The organism is Anaerococcus marasmi (genome assembly GCF_900290195.1).
In the GTDB taxonomy this organism is placed as follows: Bacteria; Bacillota; Clostridia; order Tissierellales; family Peptoniphilaceae; genus Anaerococcus; species Anaerococcus marasmi.
Map to the genome: position 1 here is coordinate 1,636,008 of NZ_OLMF01000004.1, position 17,017 is coordinate 1,653,024.

12 protein-coding genes and 1 pseudogene are annotated in these 17,017 nt (G+C 34.2%); 10 read left to right on the top strand and 3 right to left on the bottom strand.

Translation table 11 applies throughout. The annotated features are described in order from the left end of the window. Positions 1–14 precede the first annotated feature (14 nt). Entirely contained in the window at positions 15–818 is an 804-nt protein-coding gene (locus tag C7D97_RS08330; protein ID WP_105301595.1) for a Cof-type HAD-IIB family hydrolase, read from the bottom strand. Between the two features lie 1,116 nt (positions 819–1,934). On the opposite strand from C7D97_RS08330, the gene C7D97_RS08335 reads away from it, so the two are divergent. The 5 genes from C7D97_RS08335 to C7D97_RS08355 are packed head-to-tail and all read left to right on the top strand — an operon-like array spanning position 1,935 to position 7,133. Then, entirely contained in the window at positions 1,935–3,812 is a 1,878-nt protein-coding gene (locus C7D97_RS08335) for a BglG family transcription antiterminator (RefSeq protein ID WP_105301596.1), read from the top strand. Positions 3,813–3,816: 4 nt separating this feature from the next. Further along, positions 3,817–4,149: a PTS lactose/cellobiose transporter subunit IIA gene (locus C7D97_RS08340; protein ID WP_105301597.1), complete on the top strand. Its 333-nt coding sequence runs from the start codon at positions 3,817–3,819 to the stop codon at positions 4,147–4,149. Further along, positions 4,146–4,463, top strand: coding sequence for a PTS cellobiose transporter subunit IIB (locus tag C7D97_RS08345; protein ID WP_105301598.1), 318 nt, complete (start codon positions 4,146–4,148; stop codon positions 4,461–4,463). The genes C7D97_RS08340 and C7D97_RS08345 overlap by 4 nt, the downstream gene beginning before the upstream one ends. An 8-nt stretch (positions 4,464–4,471) precedes the next feature. Then, positions 4,472–5,827 carry a glycoside hydrolase family 1 protein gene (locus C7D97_RS08350; protein WP_105301599.1) on the top strand — a complete coding sequence of 452 codons (1,356 nt, stop codon included), beginning with the start codon at positions 4,472–4,474 and terminating at the stop codon, positions 5,825–5,827. Then, positions 5,820–7,133, top strand: a complete 1,314-nt coding sequence (locus C7D97_RS08355) for a PTS sugar transporter subunit IIC (protein ID WP_105301600.1) — start codon at positions 5,820–5,822, stop codon at positions 7,131–7,133. Before C7D97_RS08350 ends, C7D97_RS08355 begins: the two co-directional genes overlap by 8 nt. 198 nt (positions 7,134–7,331) lie before the next feature. On the opposite strand, the gene C7D97_RS08360 is transcribed toward C7D97_RS08355, so the two are convergent. Then, positions 7,332–8,105, bottom strand: a complete 774-nt coding sequence (locus C7D97_RS08360; protein ID WP_158679127.1) for a MurR/RpiR family transcriptional regulator — start codon at positions 8,103–8,105, stop codon at positions 7,332–7,334. Between the two features lie 184 nt (positions 8,106–8,289). Here C7D97_RS08360 and C7D97_RS08365 point away from each other — a divergent pair, with 184 nt between their 5' ends. Continuing rightward, positions 8,290–10,164: an alpha-glucoside-specific PTS transporter subunit IIBC gene (locus tag C7D97_RS08365; protein ID WP_105301602.1), complete on the top strand. Its 1,875-nt coding sequence runs from the start codon at positions 8,290–8,292 to the stop codon at positions 10,162–10,164. Positions 10,165–10,278: 114 nt separating this feature from the next. On the opposite strand, the pseudogene C7D97_RS10845 reads toward C7D97_RS08365, so the two are convergent. Next, positions 10,279–11,455, bottom strand: a pseudogene (locus C7D97_RS10845) (IS110 family RNA-guided transposase). A 277-nt stretch (positions 11,456–11,732) separates the two neighbouring features. Here C7D97_RS10845 and C7D97_RS08375 point away from each other — a divergent pair. From C7D97_RS08375 to C7D97_RS08390, 4 genes are all read left to right on the top strand, one after another. Continuing rightward, a complete protein-coding gene (locus tag C7D97_RS08375; RefSeq protein WP_105301603.1) occupies positions 11,733–13,055 on the top strand; it encodes a 6-phospho-alpha-glucosidase in 1,323 nt (440 codons plus the stop codon). A gap of 65 nt (positions 13,056–13,120) precedes the next feature. Next, positions 13,121–14,872 (top strand): dihydroxy-acid dehydratase, encoded by a 1,752-nt coding sequence (gene ilvD / locus C7D97_RS08380; RefSeq protein ID WP_105301604.1) that lies wholly within the window; start codon positions 13,121–13,123, stop codon positions 14,870–14,872. Positions 14,873–15,009: 137 nt separating this feature from the next. Next, on the top strand, positions 15,010–16,149 hold the full coding sequence (locus tag C7D97_RS08385; protein ID WP_240308901.1) for an MFS transporter: 1,140 nt from the start codon (positions 15,010–15,012) through the stop codon (positions 16,147–16,149). A 79-nt stretch (positions 16,150–16,228) separates the two neighbouring features. Beyond that, positions 16,229–16,876, top strand: coding sequence for a Crp/Fnr family transcriptional regulator (locus C7D97_RS08390; protein WP_105301606.1), 648 nt, complete (start codon positions 16,229–16,231; stop codon positions 16,874–16,876). Positions 16,877–17,017 lie beyond the last annotated feature (141 nt).

Genomic DNA, 17,017 nt, shown 5'->3' on the forward strand with positions numbered 1-17,017 from the left:
TTTTGAAAGTCTTCTTATAAAATAAACTCTTCTATATAGGAGGCTATCCCGTCTTCGTTGTTGGAAAGAGTTACATAATCGGCAATTTCCTTTATTCCCCCTACGGCATTTCCCATAGCAACACCGACTCCTGCAGCCTCAATCATAGAATAATCATTCATCTCATCTCCGAAGGCTATGGTGTTTGCTGGGTCGGTTTTGTAATAAGCGGCAATTTCTATAAGGCTCTTTCCCTTATTGATTCCCTTTGGCATAATCTCATAATACCAAGGAGTTGACTTAACTTGCGTACTTACATCGCCGAATTTCTCGTAGATTTTCTGTGATGGAGGATCAATCCTTGAAGGATCCTGGGAAAGAAGGATATTATTTGGCTCAAAGTCAATATCATCTATCAAATTCTCCCTTAGGACAATCTCCATATTATTCATACTAGCAGTCTCATGAAGCCAATATGTGTCCATACTATTGGTAAAAATCTTTCCCTCGTTGTAAATCATTATATCTATATCGAGATCCCTAATAAAATCGAGAAACTCCTTCATAAAATCAAGGCTTAGAGTGTGGTTAGTTATAATCTCTCCTGTATGATAATCGGTAATCCTTCCTCCATTAAAGTTTGACAGAAAGCCTCCATACCTATCAAAATCAAGTTCTTTGGCTATAAACTCAGTCCCAGAATAGTCCCTCCCAGAAGCGATAACAAGCTTATGGCCGGCCTCCCTAAGCCTAATCAGACTATCCTTAGTCCTTTGACTAATCTTCTTATCATCATTAAGAAGAGTCCCGTCAACATCGATTGCAATAATCTTTTCCATATCAATTCCTTTCTTTTCTATTATAATTATAAGATAAATAAAAAGAAAGTCCAAAGATGGCTATAAGAAAACTAATAGGGAGGAAAGGAGATCCCTCGACTGCGTTCCACTAGGCCCGAGATAAGAAGGTGAGAAACGAATCGAATAAAACTCATGAGAACCCTCACGAGAAATTGTAAAATTATAATTATTTTAAAATCCTAATAAAATAATATCGTACAATTACCGCCATCTCGAAGGAGGTACGACTGAGAGATCTACAGTCTATGATAACATGTAGATATAATAGTTCAAGTTATCTACGTAAATACATAACTAACAAAACCTCCAACCAAATGCGTCCCAAGGTTCTGTAGACCTCTCACGTAAAGTTCGAGGTGGCTTAATGGAGAATTTTAATAAAAAATACAGAATATTATTAGAGATATCTCGGCTACGCTCGATGGTAGGTATAATTAATAGATCTCTTGACAAGCTCGAGATGCCACCTTCGGTGTTAGTTTGCGGGCTCAGAGACAAGTCCTTCCGGCTCTTAGAGGATAGCAGAGCTTGCCCTTTATCTTATTAACTTTGAATAATATTCAAAGTTCTTTTATCCTTTGTTAATATGAACAAAGGATACTACACTATTTTGCTTTGCAAAACAGTGGTCCATGACGAGGGCTAGCTCGATTAAGTGCTGCCATCATCTCACTCGTTCGCTGTGGCCAGGCCCATTAGAGATAAGGGGGGTGTGATACGAATTAAGTAAAATCTAGAATCACCCCACCCTTGCTTCGACCGAAGTGGATAAACCTCTTGAGATCTTTCGACTTCACTCCACTAGGCCCGAGATAAGAAGGTGAGAGACGAATCGAATAAAACCCAGGATGACCCTACCCTTACTTCGACCGAAGTGGAGAAGTCTCTTAAGAGCTTTTGTAATTGCTTAAATATTAACTATCTTACATAATTGTAATTTGTAGCAAATAACAATATTAGAAATTTATTTTCTCTTTCTTTGCTATAAAATATAAGGGTGACAAACTCCTCACATAAGAAAACAAAAGTAGAGGGAAAATGTTTGTGTGGAGGTTTAAGCTGTAATTTCTTATAATAATGATGAAGGGTGATTAAATGATTGAAACAAGAACTAAAGATATATTCGATTATCTCACAAGTGATTATGGATTTCATAGTTCGGAGGAAATAGGAGAAGAATTGGAGTTAAGCTCCAAAACTGTTCAAAAAGAAATCGGAATACTAAACTCATTAATTAAAGATAAGGGGGCGATAGTAGAATCAGAATCTGGAAAAGGATATCAATTTAGAATTTTAGATGAAGATAAGTTCAAGAACTTCTTGAAGCATGATTGGTACAAATATGCATACTTCCATCAGGAAAATCCTAACAAGGATTTTAGGATAGAAAGCATAATGAAGCTCTTTCTTTTTTCAAACTCCTTCATCAAACAACAAGAGCTAGCTGATATGTTTTATGTATCCCTATCTCAGATTAACAAGGATATCAAAAAGGTAAGGAAGCTCCTTAAAGCTTATAATATCGAGCTAATAAGCAAGCCCTACTATGGGATGAAGATTAAGGGAAGTGAAAAAGACATAAGGCTTGCCATAAGAAATGAAATTGGAGAAGACCCTGCTATCTTTGCTAGGGATAGTGACAAGGAACTTTTCACGCGAATCCAAGCTATAATTGCAGATGTAGATTTCCCAGAATCTTTCTATATGCCTTATGCCAACTTCAAAAACTTAGTTGTTCATATCTATATATCTATTCTTCGCATCAAAGAAGGAAAATATATAGACTTATCTGATGAACTTTCCAAGAGAGTTATCTCCTATGATGAATTTAATATAGCAAATATGGTAGTCAAAGAATTAAGCAAAAAGCTAGACCTGACATTTCCTGAAGACGAAATTTTATATCTAACCATGCATCTCATAAGCAAGAATGCTGTTACAAATTATGAGAAGGTCTCTCCGGAGATATCAGAGCTTGCCCAGAAAATGATTGATGAAATCTATAAGGTTAGTAAATATGACTTTAGATCAAATATCGATCTCTTTTTTGCCTTAGCCCTCCACCTAGGACCTCTAATAGAACGACTTAGATATGGGCTAACCATGAAAAATCCTATACTAAATGATATCAAAGATAATCAAATAGCCTTTATGCTCGCGACCGTCGCTACAAAGCCAATAAACGAGACCTACAAGACAAGAGTCTGTGATGATGAAATAGGTTATCTTGCACTTCACATAGCAAGTGCTATGGAAAACAACACCTATCTTAAAAGAAATATACTAGTAGTATGCGGTTCAGGAAACTCATCAGCTCAAATAATGAAGACTCAAATAGAAAGAAAATATAAAGAGCAAATAGATAGCTTGACTCTTACAGACTTAAGCAAGGTCGACCTATACAATCTAGATAATTTCGACTTTATAGTATCATCAGTTCCAATCAAGCAAAAGACTGACACACCGATTGTCTATGTTGATGTAATATTTAAGCAGAAGGATTTTATGAAGATCAACGATGTCTTCAATGTAGATAATTTCACAGAAATTAATAGGATTTTCGATAATTCTATACTAATAAGAGATATGGACATAAAAGACATGGATGCTGCCTTGGACATCTTATCTGACATTGTATCAGCTAAGACTGGAATTGATAAAGCGAATATAAAAGAGCAGTATCTCAAAAGAGAAGAGATGGCCTTTACCTCATATGGAAATGTAGCTCTACCTCACATACTTGATCAAGTGGAAGGCGAAAGCTTCTCCATAGTTTTGATTCCAAAAAATAAAGTCAAATGGAGTGATGACCGTGTCAAAGTAATCTATTCTCTAATAATTGGAAATACAAGAGGAGATTTGAGCTTATATTATGACAAGCTAGGTGACTATCTTAACAGTGAAGATCTAATAGAAAAATCATCAGAAGCTAAAAATATAGGAGAATTTAAGAAAATATTTTGGGAAGGATAAGTAAATGGATAATGAAAAAATGTATGAAGTAGCCTTTCAAATAATAGTCCACGCAGGAGAATCCAGATCGCTATCAAGTGAAGCTATGGATGCCGCAGAAAACTATGATTTTGAAAAGGCTGAAGAATTGTTAGAGAAGGCAAATGAAGAATTTTTAGAATGCCATCAAATACAAACAGATCTTTTGACAGCAGAAGTAAACGGTGAGGAGAATGAAATAAATATAATATTCATCCACTCACAAGATCACCTAACAATGGCTACAATGGCTATGGAAAATGCTAGAAGAATGATAAAGATTTATAAAAAATTAGAAAAATTGGAGGAAAAGAAATGAAAAAAGTTATGTTATTATGTAATGCAGGAATGAGCTCTTCTATGATGGCTAAAAAGGCTAGTGAATATCTAGAAAAAAATGGATATGATATTCATGTTGATTCTACAACAACAGCTGATGCTGAGGATGTGTTTGCTAATCCTGAATATGACATGGTTTTAGTAAGTCCACAAGTTAGAATGTTCTTTAATGAATATAGCCAAAAAGCAGCTAAAAATGGAAAAGAGATCGCTCAAGTAGGATTTGACGCTTATTCTCCAACATCAACAGGTGTTTCAAAAATGGCTAAATTAATTACAGATAAATTGGCTTAGGTGATAAGATGAATAAGTTTTTGTGGGGCAATTCAACTTCTTCAATGCAAACCGAAGGAGCTTATGATGAAGGTGGCAAGGGTCCATCTGTTTATGATATAAGGGAAGCTACAGAAAATACAAGTGATTGGAAGGTAGCTATAGATGAATATCATAGATATGAAGAAGATATTAAACTTATGGCAGAAATGGGAATGAACTGCTATAGGTTTCAAGTATCTTGGTCGAGAATATTTCCAGAAGGTGAAGGAAAAGTAAATGAAGAGGGCTTAGAATTCTATGAAAAGTTGATAGATAAAATAATAGAATATAATATAGAGCCAATGATATGCCTATATCACTTTGATATGCCCCTAGCTTTATATGAGAAATATGATGGATTTTCTTCAAGGCATGTAAAGGATGAATTTGTAAAATATGGGAAAATTCTTGTTGATAGATTCCATGAAAAAGTAAAATATTGGATAACTTTCAATGAACATAATCTTTATGCCATGGATATGGGTTTTAAGATTGCTGGTAGTAAGAAAGAACATACATTAGAAAATATATATAATATACAACACTATACTCTTCTTGCTCATGCTGAAATTGCTAATTATATTCATGACAAATACGAAGACTTACAAATTGGAGGCATGCTTGCCTATAGCCCTTACTATCCAGCAAGTTCGAAGCCAGAAGATGTTCTTATTGCTAACCAATATGATAGATTTTTAAGTAAATTATATACTTCTGTATTTACAGGAAAAAACTATCCTAAGTTTTTCACCAATTATCTAGAAAAAAATATGATAAATATTGACTTTACTTCTGAAGATTCACAGATATTCAATAGATTAAAGTCTGACTTTATGTCATTTAGTTATTATCAATCAACAACTGTGAAGGCTAATGGCAGAGATTTCAATACTTTAGAGATGGATCAAGTAATAGATAATAAATTTGTTGATAGAAGCGAGTGGAATTGGGAAATTGATCCAATAGGATTAAGGATATCAATGGAAAATATATATGCAGATTCTAATATTCCAGTTTTCATTATAGAAAATGGTTTGGGAGTTAGAGAAAAGTTACCTGAAGATGAGTTTATTGAAGATGATTATAGGATAAAATATCATGATGATCATATAAGAGAGATGAAAAATGCCATGAAGAATGGTGTTGAATGTATAGGGTATCTTGGCTGGGGACTCATTGACATACCTTCCTCATCAGGTGATATGGAAAAAAGATATGGTGCTGTGTACGTGAATAGAGACAATCACGACTTGAAGGACTTGAGAAGAATAAAGAAAAAAAGTTTTGGATATTTTCAAAACATATTTAATCAAAAAATTTTAGAGGAGATAAAAAATGACTGAAACAAATAAAAGAAGCTTCATGGATAAGTTTACTGAAGCTGCTATGAAATTTGGTGCTCAAGTACACCTCCGTTCACTTAGGGATGCCTTCGCAATAATGATGCCCCTATTTATATTAGCAGGTCTTGCAGTATTAATAAACTCTGTAATATTTCCTAAAATATTAAGTGAAAGTACCTTGCAAACAGCAGGCTACTGGGCAACTTCTATAGCAAATGCAACCTTAAATGTTTCTGGATTAATCTTGTGTGGGATAATAGGTTATACTCTTTCTAAAAATAAGGGTTACAAAAGTCCATATACATGTGTAATGATTGCAATAGCAGCGCTAATAGTAATGATGCCACAAACATTAAAAATAGCAGCGACAGATGGAACAGAAGTTGAAGTTGGAGGTAGTCTAACTTATGGTAACTTAGGAACCTCTTCAATGTTTGCTGGTATTATTGTAGGTCTACTATCTACTGAAATATATTTGAGACTTTCTAAAATTGACAAGCTTAGGGTAAATATTGGTGGAGATGTACCACCACAAGTAAATGCATCATTTAACAATATGATTCCTGCTATGCTATCAGTTATTATCTTCTCTATAGTAAGTTTTATACTTTACTCAGTATTTAATACAGACTTAATAACTTTGATAACAACTATGATTCAAGAGCCATTGAGAAAAGTAAACACATCTCTAGTTGGTACAGTATTAATATATAGTTTCGGAAACTTATTATTCACATTCGGAATACATCAAACAGTAGTAAATGGAACAATACTTGAACCATTGCTTCTTGTTAATATGAATGAGAATATGGCGGCTGCAGCAGCAGGAAAAGAGATTCCTCACATAATTAACTCTACTTTTGTTCCAACTTTTGGAATGTTGGGAGGAACTGGTTCAACCATATGTCTACTAATTGCGGCATTCTTGTTCTTTAGGAAAAATCAACAATACAGTGAACTAGGGAAATTAGCGGTTGCTCCAGGATTATTCAATATAAACGAACCTGTTATATTTGGTTTTCCAATAGTATTCAACTTACCAATGATAATTCCTTTCGTATTGACTCCTGCTATAGGAATTATAATAGCTTATTTTGCAACAGCCATAGGTTTTATGAACAAATGTACAGTCCTTGTACCTTGGACAACACCTCCATTACTAAATGGATTCTTAGCGACTGGAGGAGACTTTAGAGCTATTATAGTTCAATTAGTGATAATCATAATTGGTGTATTATTATATCTACCATTCATGAAGATAAGTGAAAGAGTAAGTAGAAAACAAGCAGAAGCTTTAAATAACTAGATTTAACTGCCTAATAGATCCGTTAGAGATTTCTATTAGGCAGTTTTTATGAATAAGGAGAAACAATGACATTTAGAAAAGACTTGTAGTGGGTAAAATATATTAGCTATACAATAAAGATGTGGTTAAAGTCAATAGAACTTTGACTTTCCACATCTTTATGCATTAAATTATTGGGTGTTTTGTCCTAGCTTAGTTTTAGATATCGTTATAGGATAGAAATAGATAATCAAAAATAACAAAATAATTAGACTGGACTGGAAGTGTGTCTTTTTTTGTGATTGGTGCTGTATATATTGAAACGTCACTATTACGTTCTAGATAATTAAAGGATTTGTTTGTAAAAAGTATTACAGGAACCCTATTAATTTTAAGGATTTTGAAAATATGAGTCATATCCTTATTTTCTTCCTTATCGTAGTCGATAATAATTGCGCAGTCATTACTAGTAAGTTTTTTGCTATCTAGAATTTGTTGATTTATACTTGGTGTGTAGTTTCCTATAAGCTTTGTGTTTGATAAGTTTTGCGATAAGTAATTACAATAAATTGACGAAAGATCACTTCCGAAAATATTATATCTGTATGAATTATTTAAAATTGTACAAATCTTATCGATTTTTTCGCAGTCAAGAGTTCTAATTGTGCTATCCAAATAATTGATATTGGAATTAATTATTTTATCCAAAAGCGACTTACTTTCAGAGTTAGTTCTTGTAGTGCTGAAAATCATACTCTCTTCTGCGAAAGATAAATTCATGTCTGTCTTTAGTCTCTGGAAGTTTCTATAACCCATTTTTCTACTAAATCTCGATATTGTCGCTATTGATAGTTTTGTTTTTTCAGCTAATTCAGTTATATTATAGTTTATGACGTCATTTTTATTTTCTATAATATATTCAACAAGATCAGACTCGGATTTGGTTAAGTCATCACTTATTTCTTCTATTTTATCAAAAAAATTATTTTCCATATGTAAGTCTCCTATACTAATATGATATAAATTTTTCATCCTAGTGTCAATTAAATGTAAATAATTTTCTGAAAACGATTGACAAATGTAAAAAATTTACATATAATAGGATTATGAAAATCACGAGAGTATGTCTGGTGAAAAATATTTACAAGGATTTTTGTAACAAGAGGAGGAAAAGGTTATGATGGAAAAAATCCAAAAATTTGGTGGGGCTATGTATACACCAGTTATGCTATTTGCTGTAGCAGGTTTAATAATAGGTTTTGGTACCATATTTACTACACCTATTATTATTGGAGACATAGCTAAGGAAGGAACGAATTGGTACAACTTCTGGAATACTATTCTTGAAGGTGGATGGACAGTTTTTAGACAACTGCCTCTTTTATTTGTTGTGGGCTTACCTGCTGGTCTTGCTAAAAAACAACAAGGTAGAGCATGTATGGAAGCCTTAGCAATTTATTTAACTTTCAACTACTTCTTATCTGCTATTTTGGCTGGTTGGGGTCCTTTCTTCGGAATTGATTTTACTCAAGAAGTAGGGAGAGCAAGCGGACTTGCTAATATTGCTAATATAAAAACATTAGATATGGGTATGGTAGGAGCTTTATTAATTTCTGGAATATCAATATACATCCACAATAAATACTTCGATAAAAGTCTACCAGAAATCATTGGAATCTTCCAAGGAGCACCTTTAGTATATGCTATAGGATTTTTAGTTATGATACCAATGGCATTTCTTTCTGCGCTGATATGGCCTAAGGTTCAAAGTGCTATTCTCTTATTGCAAGGAGTAATGAGCTCATCTGGTATATTTGGTGTATTTACATTTATCTTTTTAGAAAGAATACTTATACCTTTTGGCTTACACCATCTGATTTATGCACCAGTTTATTATGACAATGTTTTAGTTAATGGTGGTATTAGACCTCTATGGAATCAAATGCTGCCAGAAATTGCAGGAAATCCTGCGCCAATTGTAGAACAAGCACCATGGGCGTCTTTTATGGCGACAGGTTGGTCAAAGATGTTTGGTACAATAGGAATTGCCTTGGCTATATATTATTGTGCTAAACCTGAAAATAGGAAAAAGGTAGCGGGACTAATGATACCTGTAGCTTTAACAGCATTTATTACTGGAGTTACAGAACCGATTGAATTTACTTTCCTATTTATCGCTCCAATGTTATTTTTAGTACATTCAATTTTAGCGGCTTGTTTATCAACAGCTATGGTTAAGTTCGGCATTGTAGGATCATTCGGTGGTGGTCTAATACAATCTGCTTCTGAAAACTGGATACCTTTAGCAAGCACTCATGGTAAAGAATATATCCCTATGATTATAATTGCAATTTGTGCTATACTGGTTTGGTTTTTAGTTTTTTCTTTCCTAATAAAGAAACTTAACGTTATGACACCTGGAAGAGCCGATGATAATTATAAGCTGTATAGCAAGAAAGAATACAAACAAAAAGATAAAAACAAGAAGATGGGTGCTGATAATAAGTACAGCGAATTATCAAAAGATATAATGTTTGGTCTAGGTGGAGCTGATAATATAAAAGACTTTACAAATTGTGTTACTAGATTGAGAGTTAATGTAAAAGATATCGACTTAGTAAAGGAAGATGGTTACTTCAGAGAAATAGGAACTTACGGCCTAGCTAAGAATGGAAATTCTGTTCATGTGATTGTAGGAACTAATGTTACTCATGTTGCAGATGTATTTTCTGAATTGTATAGGTCTGAAAAGGGAGAATTATATTCAGAATATAATAATACTAGCGAACAAGAACTTATTGATGAAAGCAACACATTCGCTAAAAATCTAGCAGATGAGATAGTAATAGGAGTTGGAGGAATAGACAATATTAATAAAATTGACTTAGATAATAATTTGGTATGCATAGAGACTTTAGATAAAACAAAAGGTCAAGATGAGAAATATTTTAAGGATTTAAAAATTTCTAATAAAATTGTCGATAAAAATTACACTTTTGATTTAAAGGAAGAATCAAAAGACGTATATGATGAGATTGTAAACAATATTTAAGACCAGCTATCAAATGTCAAGAGAAAATAAAAAATAATTAATCTTGTAATTTATGGCACGTCAAACAAGCCTAAAAATTAGGCTTAGAAAAACTAAATAACAATTGAGTAACAACTAAATATTAGGTATGTAAGCTTTGTTATCCCTTAAAACAGCAAAAATAATGTTAGTAAGTTTCCTAGCAACTGCACCAATAGCTGTACCATGAGCCTTACCCCTTTGTCTAAGTTTTTGATAATACACAGACAAAGCAGGATCTTTAAAGGCAGCAACACTAGCAGCAAGCCAAATAGCACGTCTAAGATAAGGAGAACCACGTTTAGAAATCTTAGTATCGGTAGCATTAAAATTGCCAGATTGCTTAACAGCAACATCTAAACCAGCATAAGCAACCAACTGATTAGCTCTCTCAAATCGTGAAATATCACCAATTTCTGAGAAAATAGCAGCACCTAAGACATCACCAATACCGGTGATAGAAGTAATAACAGGGCATAAAGAATTAATCATAGAAGAAATTTCATCTTCAATCTCAGCTATCTGATCTTCAAGAAAAGAAATTTGAGCAATAATCTGTTTGATTTGAAAAGAAAAAGACTTCAAAGCAAACTTAACACCAAAAGAATTAGAAGCCTTCTCTTGAATTTCTTTAGCCTTATCAATACCAAAGCGACCCTTACTACACTTAGACAAAAGCTTAGCAAGCTCATCAGCAGGAATAGAAATCATATCCTCAGGCAAAGGATACTTACTCAAAAGCTCCTTAGAAGNTAACACCATAAATATTAGAAAAAAGCGAAGAATACTCAGGGAAAACCTGATCTAAAATAGCAACAAGCTTTCTCTTCCAATCAGAAGCTTCATCAACAAGAGCAAACCTGAACCTAGAAAGATTTCTTAAAGCAAAAGTATCCTCATCAGAAAAATGAGAAACAGAAAACTCACCAAACCTAAGAATTTGAGCGATAACAAAAGAATCAACAGAATCATTCTTAGTCTGTCTAATATACATCTTTCTAAAAGCATCAGATTGAATAGGATTAATAACAACACAATAAAAACCTAAATCAATCAAGAAAGAATAAAGAGAAAGCCAATAATGACCTGTAGCTTCCATACCAATAATACAATTGTTAGAATCAATCGAAAAAGAGGAAATGCATTTCTGAAACTTCTCTAACCCCCTAATAGAATTAGAAAAAGAAAAAGACTCAGAAACAAGTTTCCCATCAGAATCAATTATTGAGGCTTCGTGGTTATTCTTTGCAATATCAACACCAATGTAAAACATAAAATCACCTAGCTTTAATATAAATTTAGATAGAGAAAGAACCCTCAAGAACTTTACGCCAATCAAACCTCGTTAGACATACAGCAACGAAATGTGCTATCCAGCTCATACTGATAAAGACGTAAAGAAGAGGCGTAACCCTTAATCGGGAAGACAAGCTTCAAGGAGGATCGCTACGACCTCTATCTATACAATTATTATCCCACAAGAAAGTGGGATTGAGAATAAAATGTAGTATCAATTACTACAACTATAATATACGAGGAGGATTATTGGTATGAAAAAACACAGTATTACTATAGCAGGTGGAGGATCAACTTATACACCAGGAATTCTATTGATGTTGTTGGATAATTTGGATAGATTTCCTATAAAAACAATCAAACTATATGATAATGATGAAAAAAGGCAGGAGAAGATAGGAAAAGCATACGAAATTTATGTTAAAGAACATCATCCTGAAATTGAGTTTATGTACTCTACAGACCCAGAAGAGTCTTTTAGCGATATAGATTTTGTTATGGCTCAAATTCGTGTTGGAAAATACGATATGAGGGAAAAAGATGAAAAAATACCCTTAAAATATGGTCTTGTAGGCCAAGAAACAACAGGTCCAGGGGGAATTGCCTATGGATTAAGATCTATTAGTGGTGTAATAGAGATTTTAGACTACATGGAAAAATATTCTCCAGATGCATGGATGCTTAATTATTCTAATCCTGCAGCTATTGTTGCGGAAGCTACAAATAGACTAAGACCTAATTCAAAGATTCTAAATATATGCGATATGCCTATAAGTTTGATGTATAAAATGGCTCATATGGCAGGTTTTGAAGACTGGAAAGATTTAGATGTAATGTATTATGGACTAAACCATTTTGGATGGTTTACAGATATTAGGGATAAAGAAGGTAACGACCTAATGCCCCTTATCAGAAAGAATGTTGGAGAAAGTGGTTTTGTTAAAGGTATAGATGGTCAACACTATGAACAATCATGGCTAGAGACCTTCAGAAAAGCAAAAGATGTTTATGAATTAGATCCTAACACTATTCCAAACACTTATCTAAAATACTATTTCTATCCAGATTATGTTGTAGAACATTCTGATATTAATCACACTAGAGTTGATGAAATAAGAGAAAATAGAGAAAAAAATGTGTTTGAGACATGTGATAGGATAATCGAAAGTGGTACTAGTAAAGGTGTAGAGTTAAAGCCTAATGCTCATTCATCATACATTGTAGATTTAGCAGTTGCGCTATCAAATAATACACAAGAACAATTCTTGTTGATAGTACCTAATGAAGGTTCTGTACCTAATTTTGACCCAACTGCAATGGTTGAGATACCTTGTATAGTAGGAAAATATGGTTATAAGAAAATATCTCAACAAGCTATTCCACAATTTCAAAAAGGTCTAATGGAACAACAAGTTTCAGTAGAGAAATTGGTTGTCTCAGCATGGGAAGAAGGATCATATAATAAATTATGGCAAGCTTTAACTTTATCAAGAATGGTTCCTTCTGCGAAAGTAGCTAAAGAAGTTCTTGATGACTTGATAGATGCTAATAGAGATTATTGGCCAGAATTAAAGTAATAAGTATATATTTTTAAGGGCAGCTTAGTCTGCTCTTAATTGCATTTATATAAAAAGGAGAAAAAATGGAATTAAATTCACAAAAATCTAGAGAAGTTGCACCTGAATTAGATCCCCTAAGATTAGGTATGGGATGGGAGATAGAGGATTTATCTAAGCCACAAATATATATAGGTTCGACATTTGGAGATTCTCATCCTGGATCAAAGCACCTGGATTCATTGGTTGAAATTGTCAGAAAAGAAATATTTGCTAATGGGGTCTTTGCTTCAAGATATTATTATACTGATATGTGTGATGGTCAAAGTCAAGGGACAGATGGAATAAACTACTCACTAGTCAGCAGAGAGATGATTGCAAATATGATTGAAATACAATCTAATGCTTTACAATTTGATTCTGCTGTATATATAGCTTCTTGTGACAAGGGAGCTCCAGGTTCTTTGATGGGGATGTTAAGATCAGACTTACCGTCAATATTCCTACCTGGAGGTGTTATGGCTGCAGGTCCTGAAATGCTAACCCTTGAACAAATTGGAATGTATAGCGCCCAATATGAAAGAGGAGAGATTACAAAAGATAAATTAACATGGGCTAAGCATAACGCTTGTCCTTCCTGTGGATCTTGCTCTTTTATTGGCACTGCTACAACAATGCAAATAATGGCAGAAGCCTTGGGGCTTGCTCTTCCTGGTAGCGCAGTTATGCCAGCTATAGGAAAAGAAATAAAAGAATATGCTAAAAAAGTAGCTAAGAGAGCTATCGAAATTGTAGGTGATGAGTCCATGAAACCATCCAGAATTCTAACTAAAAGAAGTTTCGAAAACGCAATATTGATCCACGCTGCTATATCAGGATCTACAAATGCCATGATGCATTTACCGGCTATTGCTCATGAGTTAAATATAGATATAGATGGAGATGACTTTGATAGAATTCATAGAAAAGCAAGATTCCTTCTAAATATAAGACCAGCTGGTAAATGGCCTGCTGAACTATTCTATTATGCGGGAGGCTTGCCAGCGATAATGGAAGAATATAAGGACTTATTATATCTTGATGAGATGACAATCACTGGTAAAACACTAAGAGAAAACTTAGAAGAATTGAAAGAAAACGGATATTATGACAAATGTCAAGCTCTTCTAGATAAATTTAATGAAAAATATAATAGTAAGGTACAGAAAGAAGATGTTATAAAACCATATGATAATCCTATAGGAGTTGAAGGATCAGTATCTGTACTAAAAGGGAATTTAGCACCTGAAGGAGCCGTTATAAAACATACCGCTTGTCCAAAAGAAATGTTTGTGGCTGAATTAATTGCCAGACCATTTGATAGTGAAGAAGAGTGCTTAAAAGCAGTCCTTAATCATGATATAAATAAGGGAGAAGCAGTATTTATAAGGTATGAAGGTCCAGTAGGCAGCGGAATGCCAGAAATGTTCTATACTTCTGAGGCAATTAGTTCTGACAAAGAATTAGGTGCATCCATAGCACTAATAACTGACGGAAGATTTTCGGGAGCATCAACTGGTCCTGTAATTGGTCATGTTAGCCCAGAAGCGGCAAAAGGTGGTCCTATCGCCCTAGTAGAAGAAGGGGATATTATAGAGATTAATATTCCTGAAAGAAAATTAAATATTATTGGTATAGACAGGAAAAAATGCGATAGGGAAGAGATTGATCAGATTCTGGAGCAAAGAAGAAAGAAATTAACTAAGAGAGAAAGTAAGTACAAGCGCGGTGCTATAAAGCTTTTGGCTGAGCATTCAGTAAGCCCAATGAAGGGTGCCTATCTCGAATTTGACGATTAAATCATTCATAATAGAAAAATTCATCTGACAGCAAGTGTTTTGCCAAGTACCCCATCTTAGAGTTTAATATCTATGATAATAATGATGAAAGTTTTATAGGATTTACAATCCTGATATTAGATTATGATTAAAGGAAGATGATGAGAAAAATTCAGACAAGGGACTGGGCGGTGCTTGGGCTTGCCCTCTTCCATACGACCCATATTGCTACAAATCAATTTGCCCCTAGTATTATAGAAGAGCTTGGTCTATCGATTAGTACGACCGAGATTATTCTAAGCCTTAATGCTATTAGTGCGACTATTTTCTTGCTTTTGGCGGGAGAGATTAATGAGAGAATTGGAATGAGGAAGTCTACTATCTTGGGGCTTTCTCTTGTAAGTCTGAGTGGACTTATCCCTCTTGTTTTTAGAAATGAACTTGCTATTATTCTAAATAGGTTGATCCTTGGAACTGGTGTGGGGATTTATGCGACCAATTCTTCGACTTATATAGGGATCTTCAATAAGGGAGCAAAGAAGGCTAAGCTTATGGGCTACAGAAACGCCTTCGAGATGATAGGCTTAATCATTGCTATTCTTCTTGCAGGTGTGATAGGCAAGGACGATTTGTATCTAAGCTTTGCAATTTATCCCTTCGCAATAATTCCACTCATATTTTTCTTAAGAAGTGTTCCAGACCTTCCCATATCCAAGAAGGAAGATTCGGGAAAGTTTAGGGCGAATAAGTTCGTGATTTTCTATATAGTCCTTTCCATGGTAGCTATAATGACCAATAATGCCATGAATTTGAGGTTTCCTACTGTCCTTGCAGCCAATGGTGTTTTGGGAGAATCGATTAGCCTATATACGATTTTCATAATGTTTGTGGGTATGGTTGGAGGATTCGCCTTTGGTAAGTTTTATGATGTATTTGAGAAGAAGTCATTAAATATTGCAATCCTCATGATGATTGGAGGAAGTCTTCTTATAGCTATAAGAGATGATTCTATTATTCTTCTAGTCCTAGGCCTTGCCCTTGCGACCTTCGCTCAGTCAATCTGCATATCCTATGCGGTAGGAGATTTGGGAAATCATATGGACCAAAGACATATAACTAAAGCCACAGGCATAATGTTTGCTGGAAACAACCTTGGGGCTATGGCTTCTCCCTTCGTTCTTGTTCTTTTCAAGAACTTGTTTAATACAGAAAATCTCACCAGGGTTTTTCTAGGCTTTGCAGTTCTTTTGGCCTTGTTTTTGATCTATGACTTAGCCTTCCTTAAGGAAAATAATTAATTGGACCCTGCGGGGTCTTTTTTGCTGTCGTATAATAATAGCAAGCGTTTTACTATAATATATAGAAGGAAGGTATAGGATGGATCTTAGAGAAATTCCAATTTTTAAGAATCTAACAGATGAAGAGCTAAGAGAAATAGATCTTTTGGGACAAACTTACGAGATGGTTTACCCAAAGGGCAGCCATATTTTCAATAAGGGTGAGGTCAAGGAGGACTTTTATTATCTAAAAAAGGGTAGCGTCAAGGTCTACAAGATCGATCCGGAAGGTAAGCGATATATCATTGCAAGCTTCAACAAACCGGCGATTTTTGGAGAGGTCTATGCTTATCTTAAAAAGCCCTTCGATTTTTGGGCCGAGGCCGATAAGGATAGCGAGATTTTCGTAATAAAGGACTTTAGAAAGCTTATTATGAGTACAAGTTCGAAGAATCTCCGCCTTAACTTCATAGATATCCTTGCTAAGAAAAGCCTCAAGTTATCCAAGAAAAACCAAATCAACTCCCAAGCCAATCTCAAACAGAAAATCGCAGCCTTCCTCCTTGATAATGAAGAAGAGGGAAAAGTTCATTTATCTATTTCTAGAGAAGAGCGGGCCGATTATCTTGCAACAACTCGCCCCTCACTTTCTAGGAGCTTATCTAAAATGGATAAAGATGGGCTAATTGAAGTTTCCGATAAGGAAATAAGCATCATAGATAGAAAATCATTGGAAGCCTTGATTTGACAAGTTAGAGGACTTACTTATTTATATATTGCTATGAATCCATAAGCTAGTGCCAGACTTATATCTATAAGAATCTGGCTTTTTTATTGAATAACTTCCTACTATATATAATATATAACTCTTAGTTCTTTTTGAATATCT

Bases quoted from the DNA above. Each gene is read 5' to 3' on its own strand.
- ilvD (WP_105301604.1), top strand. From the start codon at position 13,121: ATGGAATTAAATTCACAAAAATCTAGAGAAGTTGCACCTGAATTAGAT.
- C7D97_RS08365 (WP_105301602.1), top strand. From the start codon at position 8,290: ATGATGGAAAAAATCCAAAAATTTGGTGGGGCTATGTATACACCAGTT.
- C7D97_RS08375 (WP_105301603.1), top strand. From the start codon at position 11,733: ATGAAAAAACACAGTATTACTATAGCAGGTGGAGGATCAACTTATACA.
- C7D97_RS08330 (WP_105301595.1), bottom strand. From the start codon at position 818: ATGGAAAAGATTATTGCAATCGATGTTGACGGGACTCTTCTTAATGAT.
- C7D97_RS08345 (WP_105301598.1), top strand. From the start codon at position 4,146: ATGAAAAAAGTTATGTTATTATGTAATGCAGGAATGAGCTCTTCTATG.
- C7D97_RS08355 (WP_105301600.1), top strand. From the start codon at position 5,820: ATGACTGAAACAAATAAAAGAAGCTTCATGGATAAGTTTACTGAAGCT.
- C7D97_RS08335 (WP_105301596.1), top strand. From the start codon at position 1,935: ATGATTGAAACAAGAACTAAAGATATATTCGATTATCTCACAAGTGAT.
- C7D97_RS08390 (WP_105301606.1), top strand. From the start codon at position 16,229: ATGGATCTTAGAGAAATTCCAATTTTTAAGAATCTAACAGATGAAGAG.
- C7D97_RS08350 (WP_105301599.1), top strand. From the start codon at position 4,472: ATGAATAAGTTTTTGTGGGGCAATTCAACTTCTTCAATGCAAACCGAA.
- C7D97_RS08360 (WP_158679127.1), bottom strand. From the start codon at position 8,105: ATGGAAAATAATTTTTTTGATAAAATAGAAGAAATAAGTGATGACTTA.
- C7D97_RS08385 (WP_240308901.1), top strand. From the start codon at position 15,010: ATGATGAGAAAAATTCAGACAAGGGACTGGGCGGTGCTTGGGCTTGCC.
- C7D97_RS08340 (WP_105301597.1), top strand. From the start codon at position 3,817: ATGGATAATGAAAAAATGTATGAAGTAGCCTTTCAAATAATAGTCCAC.